The following is a 12,281-nucleotide window of genomic DNA, read 5'->3' on the forward strand; positions in this document are numbered from 1 at the left end:
TCACCTGAATCCGAAGAAGTGGGCGGGATTGTCGACCAGCATCCGGGTGCGGCGCGTGTCGTCCGGCACGATCCGCGCGATCAGATCGACGAGGTCGCCGTCGTCCGGCATCGGATGGCCGAGGTTGACGTGCGGCCAGTCGCTGCCCCACAGCACGCGCTCGGGTGCGTGTTCGGCAAGGCGGCGGGCGACTGGCAGCGTATCCTCGAACGGCGCACCGGCTTTCGACATCCGGTCTGCACCCGACAGCTTGACCCATACGTTTCCCGTATCGAGCAACGCACACAGCGCACGCACCGACGGGCTGTCCGCCCCTTCGTCGATGTCGACCCGCGCCATGTGATCGATGACCACCGGCATGTCGAGCGAGCGGATGAACGAGGAAAATTCGACGATGTCCCGCCCGGACACGTGAATCGCCAGATGCCAGCCGAGCGGCCGGATACGCGCGGCGACCGTCCTGACCGCATCGAGATCGGGCCGGCCGCCGAGATGCGCGAGGAAGTTGAACCGTGCGCCGCACACTCCGTTTGCGTCGTACTCCGCGAGGACCGCGTCCGGGTCGTCGGGCCGAACGAGTGCGACGCCCTTGTAGCGGCCGGCTCCATCGCGCAACGCATCGAGCATCGCGCGATGATCGAACCCGTGCCCCTGGCTCTGCACGATCACGGCGCGCGAGAAGCCGAGGCGCTCGTGCAGCTGCCGCAATCTGGCCTCGGGTGCAGCGGACGGATCGAAGCTGCGATCGTCGGGCAACGGATACCGGTCGAACGGTCCGAATACATGGCAATGCGCGTCGCAGCTGTTGGCCGGCAAGCGCAGGGCCGGTCGACGCGGTTCGGCCAACGGCGGCGGAGAAAATTTGCGTGAGTGCCCGGAGGCATGCGGAGAAGTCATGGTCATGTCGATAGTTTCCTTGTGCCCGTGCGATCCATGCCCGGCGAACGACAGCGAACCGGCGGCTCGATCGAACCACCGTCGACGAACGCTCACTGCGTGCTCGCGATCTTCCGTGCAAACGCCGCGATGGCGTCGGCCATGGCGGCCGGTTGCTCGGGTGCAAGCGCATGACCGGCATCCGGAATCCTCACGATCGTCACGCGGTCGCCGAGCATCGACTTCAGCACGTTCGAGAACCGCCGCGGCGCCACGGCATCGTGTTCGGCCTGCAGATCGAGGATCGGCGCGGTGCCGGCCGCGAAATATGCATCGACCGGCGTCGTCTCGCGCGCATGCGATTCGGCTTCGTGCGTGGCGTGATGCCAGCCGTCCAGCCAGACGCGCGGATCGTTGCCGGGCGCGAAGAATGCCTTCTTCAGGTATTCGATCCGCTTCGCTTCCGGCAGCGACAGGTCGCCCGCGCCGTCGATCGCCTGCCGGATTTCCGCGCTGATCGGCTTCTCCGTCGAGCCGGGCGGCACCTTGCCGGCGGACGCGGCCGCGAGCACGACGCCGCGCACGAGATCGGGCCGGTCGACGGCCAGCATGCGCGCGGGGAAGTTCCCCCACGCGTGGCCGACGACGATCGCCGGGCCGCTATGTTCGTTCTCGATCACCGTCGCGACGTCCGCCGCGAAATCGTGAACCGACAGGTTGTCCATCGGCCCCTTGCTCTGCCCGATGCCGCGCGGCTCCGGGCGCAGCACGCGAAAACCGTCGGCCACGAGCCGCGCGGCGACCGCGTCGTAATCCCGGCCCGAGCGGCCGAGCGACGGCAGGATCACGATCAGCGGACCCTGCCCCTGGCGCATCACCTCGATCTGCACATCGCCGTGCCGGACGATTTCCCGGTCGACCGCGGCCGCATCGGACGATGCAAAGGCGGACGCCGCCCACCACAATACGCATGCGGCGACGATGCCGCACTTCGAACTCTTCATCATGTTTCGCGTCTCCTGATTGTTTGACGAACCCATTCACTTCTTTCGGCGCATACCGCTGCCGATCAATTCGTGCCGTAGACCTTGCGCGCAAAGGCCGCGATCGCATCGCTCATCGCGCGCGGCTGCTCGGGCGCCATCGCGTGGCCGGCATCGGCGACGACCTGCACGGTCACACGCTCGCCCAGCCACGGCTTGAACACGTTCGGCACGACCACGGCGTCGTACTGCGCCTGCAGATCCAGCATCGGTACCGTCCCGCCACCGAAATACGCATCGATCGGCGTGACGTTGCGCGCATGTGCCTGCGCCGTGTGGACTTCCGGATACCAGCCCGTCAGCCATGCATGCGGATCGTGCCCCGGTGCGAAAAACGCCTGCCGCAGGTACGTCAGCCGCTGCGCCTCCGGTAACCGCGGGTCGCCCGCACCATCGATCGCTTCGCGCAGCCGGCCATACGGCTTCTCGGTCGATCCCGGCGGCAACTTGCCCGCCGAGGCCGCCGCCATCACGAGGCCGCGCACGAGATCGGGGCGATCGACCGCGAGCATGCGGGCAGGCTGGCTGCCCCATGCATGCCCGACGATCACGACGGGCCCCGTGTGCTCGTGGTCGAGCACGAGCGCGACATCCGATGCGAACGCATGCAGATCGAGGTCGCGCATCGGCCCCGTGCTTCGGCCGATGCCTCGCGGTTGCGGCCGCAACACACGGAAGCCTTCGTCCGCGAGCAGGCGCGCGACTTCGTCGTAATCTTCCGCGCCCCGTGCGAGCGACGGCAGGATCACGATCACCGGCCCGCGCCCTTGTGCAAGCGTTTCGATCCGGACGTCGCCCTTCGACACCAGCGTGCGTTGAACCGTGTTCGTGCCGGCATCCGGCGTGGAGCAGCCGGCAACCGTTGTTGCCAGTGCGGCGGCGAGCACCAGCCGCGTCAGAATCCGGTTTGCTTTCATCGTCTCCTCATGGGTCGATACCGCCCGTCGTATCAAAGCGGATCGAGGCCGGTTTTCTGCAGCACGGCCACGGCCGGCGCCGATTTCAGGAAAGTGGCGAATGCGCGCGACGCATCGACGGCTCGCGCATTCACGGCAATGGCCGACGAGATCACGCTCGTCTTCTGCACGTCGGCAGGCAGCGGCCCCGCGAAGTCGATGCCCGGTGTCACCTTCAACTCGCTGATCTGCTGCAGCCCGAGCTCGGCGTCGCCGCGCGCGAGTGCGGTGCCGACCAGTTCCTTGCCGCGAATGAGTACGCTCTTCGATTTCATCTGTTCGGCGATGCCGAGCCGCTTGAACAGCGTGTCGACGATGTAGGTGCCGCTCGCCCCTTCGGAGAAGGCAACGGATCGGGCCGCCAGCAACGCGCGACGCAGCGCGTCGTCCGTACCGACGTCCGGCACCGCGATGCCCTTGCGCACCGCGACGCCGATCCCGCTCGCGGCGACGTCCGACAGCGTGGCGCGGTCGAAACGGCCGGCATCGATCTCTTGCTGAAGCGCCGGCTTGATCATGAAGCAGATGTCGACCTTCTCGCCGTTGCGCAGGCGCATCGGCAAAGCCTCGGCAGAGGTGCCGTACGACGGCCCCCAGGCAATGTCGAGACGATGGCCCGACGATTTTTCGAACATCGGCACCAGTTGGTCGAACGCGCCGTGCAGCGCGCCGGTCGCCAGGACGCGAACGTCGTCGGCATGCGCGCCCGGCGACGCCGCGCACAGCGTCATCCATACCGTGGCGCCCAGCCAGGCGCGCCAGCCCGATTTCTCTTTCATGTCTCCTCCTTGAGGTTCACTGCAGGTCGAATCTGTTTTGTGTTCATTCGCCGCAGGGCATTCGGCTGATGCTTCGGCTTAGCCGTAGAGCCGCAGCGGGTTGTCGGCCAGCACGGCATGAGCGAGCGCGTCGTCGCTGCACACACCGCGGACAAAAGTCAGCAGCGCGAAGTCGTCCGGGGCCGCGCCTTCGATGTTCGGATGCGGCCAGTCCGTTCCCCAGATCGCGCGGTCGGGCGCGGCATCGAGCAATCGGCGCGCGAGCGGCCGCGCATCCGGCCACGCACGTGCATCGCCCGCGAATCGATCCACGCCGGACAGCTTGATCCAGCGATGCGGATTGCCCAGATGGACGATCAACGCGTCGCGTTCGGCGTCGGTCCATGGCGTGTGCAACGACGGGCGCGCCATGTGATCGATCACCATCGGAATGTCGGCGCCGGCCCACTTGTCGAGCACCGGCAGCAATTCGGCGAGCCGCCCGTGCAGCAGCACGTGCCAGCCGAGCGCCGCGACCCGCTCGGCGGTGCGCAACAGCTTGTCCGTGTCGCGTTCGCCGGGCAGGTGCCCCATGAAGTTGAACCGGATGCCGCGTACGCCGCCTGCGTGCAGCTCGCGCAGCGTGCCGTCGTCCGTCGTATCGTCGACGAGCGCGACACCGCGGTAGGCGCCGCCGGTCGCGGCGATCGCGGCAAGCAAGGCGGCGTGATCGTGCCGATAGCACGCGGCCTGGACGATCACGCCATGCGTGACGCCGAGTCGTTCGTGCAGCGCAAGCAAACTCGACATCGGTGCCGGCTCCGGTCGATAGGCCGCGTCGGCCGGCACTGGAAACTGTTCCCACGGTCCGTAGATGTGCGTATGACAATCCCACACGCTGCGGGCCTGGCCGCCTTGCGGAATTTGCGCCATCAGTCGCACCGTGCCGTCATGCCGCCGTCGACGACGATTTCCGTCCCCGTGATGAAGCGCGCTTCGTCGGAAGCCAGGAACAGCGCGGCGTTCGCCGTGTCGCGTCCGTCGCCCATGAAGCCGAGCGGAATGCGCGCGAGCCGGCTCTCCAGCAGCTTGTCGACGTCGCCGCCGGAGCGTTGCCCGGCGAGGCGCGCCTCGACCATCGGCGTATGCAGCTGGCCCGGCACGACCGTGTTGACGCGGATGCCCTTCTTCGCGTATTCGACGGCCACCACCTTCGACAACTGGATCACGCCGGCCTTGCACGCGGCGTACGCGACCTGCGCGGAGCCGGTCCAGCGGATGCCCGAGGTCGACGCCGTGTTGACGATCGCGCCGGCCCCCTGCTGCTCCATGATCGGCAGCACGTGCTTGCAGGTCAGGTACACGCTCTTCAGGTTGAACGCGACCTGCTTGTCCCACGCCTCCTCGGACAACGCAACTGGGCCGCCCGCCGCCGAGCCACCGACGTTGTTGACGAGGATGTCCACGCGCCCGTAAGTTTCGCGGCACGCATCGACCATGGCCGCGACGGCCGCGCTGTCCGTGACGTCGCACGTGTGCGCGATGATCTCTCCGCCAAGCTCGGTCACGCGACGGACTGTCTCGGCCATCGCGTCCATGTTGATGTCGACCGCGAAGATCTTTGCGCCGGCGGCGGCAAACAATGCGGCCACCGCGCGGCCGTTACCCCAGCCGGGCCCGACGCAGCCGGCGCCGGTAACGATCGCGACCTTGCCTTGCAGGCGGCCTGCGCCTGCTTCCGTGATGGATGTGTCGTTCATGATGTGTGCGTATTCAACCGTGTGTTGCGGGAAGTTCGGGTGCCACGCCGGCCGGCGGCGGCACGTTGAAAACCTTGATCGTCATCGAGATGAGCGTGTAGTAGCCGGCAATGCCGACGAGATCCACGACCGCGCCTTCGCCGAGCGTGTCGACGAGCGCCGCATACAGCGCGTCGTCGATTTCATGCCGTTCATGCAGTTGCTTGACGAATGCATGGACGAGCCTTTCGTCGTCGCGGACGAACGGCGGCTCGACGCCGTCGCGAATCGCATCGATCACGTCGATCGAGAGCCCGGCCTCCAGCGCGAACGGCTTGTGTGCGGCCCATTCGTACTCGGCCAGCCAGTGGCGCCCCATCGACAGGATGACCAGCTCGGAGAGCCGCGGCGGCACGCTGCTGTCATACCGGCAGTACTGACCGAGCGCCTGTGCACAGGCGGCAAGCCTCGGACGATGCAGCCAGACGGCGAGCGGGCCGCGCACGCCCTTGCGGGGGCCGCTGGCGATGGCGTCGTACACCTGGCGCTGCTCGTCGGACAATTGCTCGGGCGCGAGCGGGGAAATGCGTTCCATGTATGAAATCACCTCGACAGAATTCAGTTGGCTTCGGCGGCCGCACCGGACCGTTCGGTCCGCGCCTCGGCCTGGGCGGCCGCGGTGCGCGAGCGCAGCATCGAACGTCGTGCCGTGCGCCCGGTTTCGCGGTTGAACGCAGCCGCGTCGAACAACCCTTCCCAGCGGGCGATCGCAAATACCGCCATCGTGTTGCCGACCACGTTCACGAGTGCGGTCGCGGTCGCCATGATCCGGTCGATGCCGAACAGCAGGCCGAGCCCGGCGAGCGGCAACGAGCGGACCGACTGCAGCGTGGCGGCCAGCTTGACGAATGCGCCGCCGGCAACCGTCGTGCCGCCCTTGGACGTCAGGCTCAGAATCGCGAGCAGGCCGAGCTGCTGCCAGAGCGAGAACGGCGTATCGGTCGCCTGTGCGATGAAGCCGATCGCGATCGCCATGTAGATGGCCGTGCCATCGAGATTGAAGCTGTAGCCGGCCGGCAGCACGAACCCGACCACGACCTCGTCGCAGCCGGCGCGCTTCATCTTTTCGACGAGGCGCGGAAACACCACTTCGCTCGAGGCCGTACCGAGCGTCAGCAGAAGCTCGTCGCGAATCAGCCGCATGATCCCGGCGAACGGCAGGCCGATCGACCAGCTGATCGCGCCGAGCACGCCGAACACGAAGATCGCGGACGTCGCGTAGTAGAGAACGATGACCTTGAGCAGGTACAGCAGCGTCACGCCGCCGTAACTGCCGACCGCGGCCGCCATCGCGCCGAACGCACCGAGCGGCGCGAGGCGCATGATGAACGCGAGCATCCGGAACAGCACCTTCTGCGCCTCGTCGATGCCGCGCAGCAGCACCGAATCGGCGCCGACCGATACGTTCAGCGCGAGCCCGGCCAGGATCGATATGATCAGCACCTGCACGATGTCGCCTTTCGCGAACGCATCGACGAGCGTATGCGGAATGAGGCTCAGCAAATACGTGACGACGGAGATCTCGCCGGCGTGCGACGTCGTCTTGAGCGCTTCGGCGCTCTCGGCGATGTTGGCGGCATGGAGGCCCGCTCCCGGCGGGAACACGTTGACCATCACGAAGCCCAGCACCATCGCGACCGTGCTGACCACTTCGAAGTAGACGAGCGATTTCACGCCCATTCGACCCAGCATCCTGAGGTCCTTCACGTGGGCCATGCCCTGCACCAGCGTGCAGAAGATGATCGGCGCGAGCATCATCTTCAACAGCGCGATGAATCCCTGCCCGAACGGCTTCATCGCGATCGCGGTGTTCGGTGCGAGCAGCCCCAGCACGATTGCGCAGGCCAGGCCGATCAATACCTGGACGTGCAGCTTCCTCAAGCTCTTCATCAGTAATCCTTTTTATACCGTGGATGTGACGTTCCGGTCGAACGAAAGCCGGCGGCGACGGCTCAGATGGACGGCGCGACGCGGCGGCGGCTGGACACGGCGATGCCGACGCGAACGGGCGGCGGACTGGCGGGATGAGCTGGGTTCATGATGTCTCCGAAGGCGTTATTGGATTGGTTTGCTATGTGTTGCCAGCATAGATCCGAGCAGACTCTTTGACAAAGACCTTATGGACATGTATTTCTATGCCGTAACGGCATAGCTTCGGATCGACATGGACATTCGAGAACTGCGCAGTTTCATACACGTGGCCCGCGCGGGCAGCTTCAGCCGCGCGGCGGCGGAGCTGTATATCGCGCAACCCGCGCTGAGCCGGCAAATCGCCAAGCTCGAGGAGGAGATCGGCGTCGCGCTGCTGACGCGCTACGGGCGCGGCGTTCGCCTGACCGCCGCCGGCTCGCGGCTCCTCGAGCATGCGGAGATGATTACGCGAATGGTCAGCGAAACCGCGGATCAGGTGCGTGCATCGGCGGATGCCGAGCGCGGCTATCTCGCGGTCGGGCTGCCGCCGACGATCGGCAGGCTGATCGGCACCGATCTCGTTCGCGATTTCCATGCGCGGTGGCCCGGCGTGTCGCTGCATGTCCGCGAAGGGCTCAGCAATTCGCTTCAGGAATGGGTGCTCGACCGGCGCGTCGACCTCGCGGTGGTCTACAACCAGCCGCCGCTCGAGGCGTTCGACATCGTGCCGCTCTTCAGCGAGCCGCTGATCCTCGTCGCACCGCCCGATTCGGTGCTGGCGACCCGGAACATGCAGATTCGCGATCTCGCCAACGTGCCGCTGATCCTGCCCGGGCTGCCGCACAGCAACCGGCGGCTGATCGACCAGGCCGCCGTTCAGCACGGTGTGCGTTTGCGCATCGAGTTCGAAATCGACAGCGTCGCGCTGACCAAGCAGCTCGTGCGCGCGGGCGTCGGCTATTCGCTGCTCACGTATGTCGCGATCCAGGAAGAACTGGCGCGCGGCGAGCTGAAGGCGATCGCGATCGAGCGCCCGGCGATCCGCTCGACGGTATCGATCAGCACGCTGCGCGAGAATCGTCCGTCACGGCTCGTCGACGCGTGGATTCGTCTGCTCAAGGACAAACTGTTCAGCTTCACGCGCGACCAGACCTGGAGCGACCAGGTCGTGTGGCTCGCCGGCGGCGCGGGCGAATAGCCCGCCCGGGACGATTGGGCCGGCCTCGTCGACCGGACCGTCACGCCGGCACGGTGCGCTCCGCGAGCTTGAACTCGCCGACCGTCTGCGCGAGCCGGGCCGCCTGCTCGCGGAGCGACGTCGCGGCAGCCGCCGATTGCTCGACGAGCGCCGCGTTCTGCTGCGTCGTATCGTCGAGCTGCGACACCGCCTGATTCACCTGCTCGAGCCCCGTGCTCTGCTCCTTCGCGGCGACGCTGATTTCGGCGATCACGCTCGTGATGTTGCGCACGCCGTCGACGATTTCGTCCATCGTCGCGCCGGCCGTCTGGACGAGCCCGGAGCCGCCCTCGATCTTCTCGACCGACGCATGGATCAGTTGCTTGATTTCCCGCGCGGCCTGCGCGCTGCGCTGCGCGAGCGCACGCACCTCGCCGGCGACGACCGCGAAGCCGCGGCCATGCTCGTTCGCACGTGCCGCCTCGACGGCGGCGTTCAACGCGAGAATGTTGGTCTGGAATGCGATGCCGTCGATCACGCCGACGATGTTGGCGATCTCTCCCGATGCCTGCGTGATGTCGTTCATCGTCGAGACGACCTCGCGCACGACCGTGCCACCGCGCAGCGCGACATCCGACGCCGATTCCGCCAGACGGTTCACCTGGCTCGCCGCATCGGCCGAATTGCGGGCCGTGCCCGCGATCTCCTCGAGCGCGGCGGCCGTTTCCTGCAAGCTCGACGCCGCGTGTTCGGTGCGGGCCGACAGATCCTGGTTGCCCTGCGCGATCTCGGCGCTTGCGAGGTTGACGGACGTGCTGAACTCGCGGATCTGCAGCAGAATCGCACTGATCTTCTCGGCGAAGGCGTTGAACGCTCGCGCGATCTGCGCGGCTTCGTCCGCGCCGTCGGCGGGCAGGCGCTTCGTCAGGTCGCCGCTGCCGCTCGATACGTCCGTGAGCGCATCGCGCACCATCAGGATGCGCTTGAAGGCCGCGTTCGTCATCGCGCCGACGAGCGCGGCCGCGACGACGGCGACGATCACGATCGCCAGCAGCGTCGTCGTCGCGACCGCCCGCATGCCGGCCGTCACGTCGCCCTTGTCGAGCGCGAGCACCAGCGACCAGTCGGTGCCGACGATCGGTTGCGCGCGCATCAGCTTGGCGGCGCCGTCGATGTCGACCGCGACGGGCGCGGACGCCGTCTGCAGTGCACCGAGGCGATCGGCATCGAGTTCCGGCGAGAGACCAGTGGCCGGCTTCATGATCAGGTCGGTCCTGGCCGACGCGATCACGCGCCCGCTCTTGTCGACCAGAAACGCGAAGCTCGCCGGGGTCGGGTGAACGGAAGTCACGATCGAGCTCACGTTCTCCATGAACAGGCTGGCTGCCAGCACGCCCTTCACCGCGCCGTCGCGCACCACGGGCACCGCGAACGCCACGGCCGGCTTGCCGCTCGTCGCATCGCGGTAAAGCGCCGTCACGACCAGACGGCCCGCGCCGACGGCCTGCTTGTACCAGGGCCGGGCGGTCGGATCATAGCCGGGTGCGAGCGGCACGTTCGAGAACGCCGTCTTGTCCGGCAGGCCGAGCGTCAGCACCTCGAAGCCGCCCGACTTGCCGAGCAGCTTCAACGCCGGCACCGGATCGCCCTCGCCGATCGCGATCGTGTCCGCGAGCGCCTGGGTTTCGCGCGCCCGGCTCGCCACCCATTCGTCGATCGCGAGTGCGTGGCCGGCGAGGATCGACTTGTGATTCTGGTCGATGGCCTCGTCGTTGTGGGTCTTGACGACGTAATAGACGAGCCCCCCGGTTACGGCCAGCGCCGTCACTACGATGGCGACGCACGTCGCCAGTATCCGGGCGCGAATTGATGACAGCATGATGACTTGGGTCTCCGTTACCGCGTAATTGAACTGGATCGGTGAACAGGCCGATCCTGATCCATTTAACGGCACCGGGGGCGGGAAGTTGAGCGATGCCGGAACGAAGGCGTGATGCGTGCGGCGCGAAGCCCGAATTTTTTCGCTGGTCGGTCACGCGCAAACGATTGCGCGGGCGGCGGTCCTAAATTGTTCATTCACCATTCCGATAATAAGGAAAGCTATTTGATACTCACGACTGGAATTTCCCCATGAACGATCGACGGTTAACGGTTCGCACGAAGCTGATCATCGCCTTCGGACTGCTGACGTGCACGGTTGTGCTCGTCTCCCTCCTCGGCATCGTGTCGCTCGGCAACGCGAACGCGGCATTCGAGCATTACGTCAACGGCACCAACGCCCGCGCCACGCTGGCGGACAAGGTTCGCGTCGCGGTCGACCGGCGCGCGATCGCCGCCCGCAACCAGGTCCTGGCGACCGGGGCGCGCGATGCGGACGTCGAGAAGGAAGCGGCACTGCAGGCCGACCGCGACGTCGGTGCGCTGCTGGGCGAGCTGACGAACGCGGTTCGCGAGGGAAGCGGCGCGTCCGACAAATCGCGCGAACTGGTTCGGCAAATCGTGGCGGTCGAGGCGCAGTACGGCCCCGTGGCGCGCGCCATCGTCGAAGCGGCGGCCAACAACCGGCGCGATCAGGCGATCGCGATGATCAACGAACAGTGCCGCCCGCTGCTGGCCCAACTCGTCGCGGCCACCGACGCATATGCGACGTACGCGCACTTGCGGGCCGCCCAACTGGTGACGGAATCGAACGACCGCTATACCTCGCGACGACTGATGCTGATCGCCATCTGCATCGCGGCGGCGGCCGCGGCGGCCATCTCGGGCGTCTTCATCACCCGCGGCCTGCTGCGCGCGCTGGGCACGGAGCCTGCCGCGCTCAGCGAGATCGCCGGCCATATCGCCGCCGGCAACCTCGGCGCCGAATCCACGACCGGCGCCGCGCCGCCCGGCAGCGTCCTGGCTTCCATGCGCGACATGCAGGCGAACCTGATTCTCCTGATCTCGGAAGTCCGTACCGCATCGGGCAACGTCGCGACAGGCGCCGGCGAAATCGCGTCCGGCAACCAGGACCTGTCCTCCCGCACCGAGCAGCAGGCCGCATCGTTGCAGGAAACCGCGTCGAGCATGGAGCAGCTGACATCCACCGTGCGCCTGAACGCCGACAATGCGCAGCAGGCGAGCGGCCTGGCCAACAACGCATCGGAGGTCGCCCAGCGCGGCAGTGCGGCGGTCGGCCTGATGGTCGACACGATGACGGACATCAGCACGAGCTCCACCAAGATCGCCGAGATCACCGGCATCATCGAAGGCATCGCGTTCCAGACCAACATTCTCGCGCTCAACGCAGCCGTGGAGGCCGCCCGCGCCGGCGAGCAGGGTCGCGGCTTCGCGGTGGTGGCCAGCGAAGTCAGGAGTCTTGCGCAGCGTTCGTCGAGCGCCGCGAAGGAGATTCGCGAGCTGATCTCGCAATCGGTTCGCAAAATCCAGGACGGCTCGCATATCGCGAACAATGCGGGCGAGACGATGAGCGAGGTCACGCATGCGATCTCGCGCGTGACCGACATCATGGGCGAGATCGCCGCGGCATCGAGCGAGCAGAGCCGCGGCATCGAGCAGGTCAATCTGGCCATCACGCAAATGGACGAAGTCACGCAGCAGAATGCGGCACTCGTCGAGCAGGCCGCCGCCGCATCGAAGTCGCTCGAGGAACAGGGCAGCCGGCTTGCCGAGGCCGTATCGCTGTTCCGGCTCGACGCGCGTGCGACCGGCGCGTAGGCCGGCGTCCGCCGCCCCGTATCGGTGACGGGTGCACGCGTTCG

Annotated in this window: 11 protein-coding genes; 2 read left to right on the forward strand and 9 right to left on the reverse strand. The window is 66.9% G+C overall.

The annotated features are described in order from the left end of the window. From WS89_RS25905 to WS89_RS25940, 8 genes are all read right to left on the reverse strand, one after another. The gene (locus WS89_RS25905; RefSeq protein WP_257128227.1) at positions 1-816 is read right to left on the reverse strand and encodes an amidohydrolase family protein; all 816 of its coding nucleotides are present in this window, start codon (positions 814-816) and stop codon (positions 1-3) included. Positions 817-989: 173 nt separating this feature from the next. Next, positions 990-1,883: an alpha/beta fold hydrolase gene (locus tag WS89_RS25910; protein WP_306454019.1), complete on the reverse strand. Its 894-nt coding sequence runs from the start codon at positions 1,881-1,883 to the stop codon at positions 990-992. A 62-nt stretch (positions 1,884-1,945) separates the two neighbouring features. Then, positions 1,946-2,836 carry an alpha/beta fold hydrolase gene (locus WS89_RS25915; RefSeq protein WP_082741973.1) on the reverse strand — a complete coding sequence of 297 codons (891 nt, stop codon included), beginning with the start codon at positions 2,834-2,836 and terminating at the stop codon, positions 1,946-1,948. A gap of 32 nt (positions 2,837-2,868) precedes the next feature. Then, entirely contained in the window at positions 2,869-3,654 is a 786-nt protein-coding gene (locus tag WS89_RS25920; protein ID WP_059794431.1) for a substrate-binding domain-containing protein, read from the reverse strand. Between the two features lie 78 nt (positions 3,655-3,732). After that, positions 3,733-4,566 carry an amidohydrolase family protein gene (locus tag WS89_RS25925; protein ID WP_059794434.1) on the reverse strand — a complete coding sequence of 278 codons (834 nt, stop codon included), beginning with the start codon at positions 4,564-4,566 and terminating at the stop codon, positions 3,733-3,735. After that, positions 4,566-5,393: an SDR family NAD(P)-dependent oxidoreductase gene (locus WS89_RS25930; protein ID WP_059794438.1), complete on the reverse strand. Its 828-nt coding sequence runs from the start codon at positions 5,391-5,393 to the stop codon at positions 4,566-4,568. Before WS89_RS25930 ends, WS89_RS25925 begins: the two co-directional genes overlap by 1 nt. 13 nt (positions 5,394-5,406) lie before the next feature. Next, positions 5,407-5,967, reverse strand: coding sequence for a carboxymuconolactone decarboxylase family protein (locus WS89_RS25935; RefSeq protein ID WP_040129930.1), 561 nt, complete (start codon positions 5,965-5,967; stop codon positions 5,407-5,409). A 23-nt stretch (positions 5,968-5,990) separates the two neighbouring features. Next, positions 5,991-7,322, reverse strand: a complete 1,332-nt coding sequence (locus tag WS89_RS25940; RefSeq protein ID WP_059794440.1) for a cation:dicarboxylate symporter family transporter — start codon at positions 7,320-7,322, stop codon at positions 5,991-5,993. Between the two features lie 274 nt (positions 7,323-7,596). Between WS89_RS25940 and WS89_RS25945 the strand changes: the two genes are divergently transcribed. Next, positions 7,597-8,541, forward strand: coding sequence for a LysR family transcriptional regulator (locus tag WS89_RS25945; RefSeq protein WP_059794443.1), 945 nt, complete (start codon positions 7,597-7,599; stop codon positions 8,539-8,541). A gap of 40 nt (positions 8,542-8,581) precedes the next feature. On the opposite strand, the gene WS89_RS25950 is transcribed toward WS89_RS25945, so the two are convergent. Next, positions 8,582-10,399 carry a methyl-accepting chemotaxis protein gene (locus tag WS89_RS25950; RefSeq protein ID WP_059794445.1) on the reverse strand — a complete coding sequence of 606 codons (1,818 nt, stop codon included), beginning with the start codon at positions 10,397-10,399 and terminating at the stop codon, positions 8,582-8,584. A 251-nt stretch (positions 10,400-10,650) separates the two neighbouring features. Between WS89_RS25950 and WS89_RS25955 the strand changes: the two genes are divergently transcribed. After that, on the forward strand, positions 10,651-12,237 hold the full coding sequence (locus WS89_RS25955; RefSeq protein ID WP_059794447.1) for a methyl-accepting chemotaxis protein: 1,587 nt from the start codon (positions 10,651-10,653) through the stop codon (positions 12,235-12,237). Positions 12,238-12,281: the final 44 nt, after the last annotated feature.

Source organism: Burkholderia sp. MSMB1072, assembly GCF_001524725.1.
Classification (GTDB): Bacteria; Pseudomonadota; Gammaproteobacteria; order Burkholderiales; family Burkholderiaceae; genus Burkholderia.

Excerpts from the sequence above, each read along its gene's own strand:
- WS89_RS25920 (WP_059794431.1), bottom strand. The coding sequence starts at position 3,654 with ATGAAAGAGAAATCGGGCTGGCGCGCCTGGCTGGGCGCCACGGTATGG.
- WS89_RS25925 (WP_059794434.1), bottom strand. The coding sequence starts at position 4,566 with ATGGCGCAAATTCCGCAAGGCGGCCAGGCCCGCAGCGTGTGGGATTGT.
- WS89_RS25950 (WP_059794445.1), bottom strand. The coding sequence starts at position 10,399 with ATGCTGTCATCAATTCGCGCCCGGATACTGGCGACGTGCGTCGCCATC.
- WS89_RS25945 (WP_059794443.1), top strand. The coding sequence starts at position 7,597 with ATGGACATTCGAGAACTGCGCAGTTTCATACACGTGGCCCGCGCGGGC.
- WS89_RS25935 (WP_040129930.1), bottom strand. The coding sequence starts at position 5,967 with ATGGAACGCATTTCCCCGCTCGCGCCCGAGCAATTGTCCGACGAGCAG.
- WS89_RS25940 (WP_059794440.1), bottom strand. The coding sequence starts at position 7,322 with ATGAAGAGCTTGAGGAAGCTGCACGTCCAGGTATTGATCGGCCTGGCC.
- WS89_RS25915 (WP_082741973.1), bottom strand. The coding sequence starts at position 2,836 with ATGAAAGCAAACCGGATTCTGACGCGGCTGGTGCTCGCCGCCGCACTG.
- WS89_RS25930 (WP_059794438.1), bottom strand. The coding sequence starts at position 5,393 with ATGAACGACACATCCATCACGGAAGCAGGCGCAGGCCGCCTGCAAGGC.
- WS89_RS25910 (WP_306454019.1), bottom strand. The coding sequence starts at position 1,883 with ATGATGAAGAGTTCGAAGTGCGGCATCGTCGCCGCATGCGTATTGTGG.
- WS89_RS25955 (WP_059794447.1), top strand. The coding sequence starts at position 10,651 with ATGAACGATCGACGGTTAACGGTTCGCACGAAGCTGATCATCGCCTTC.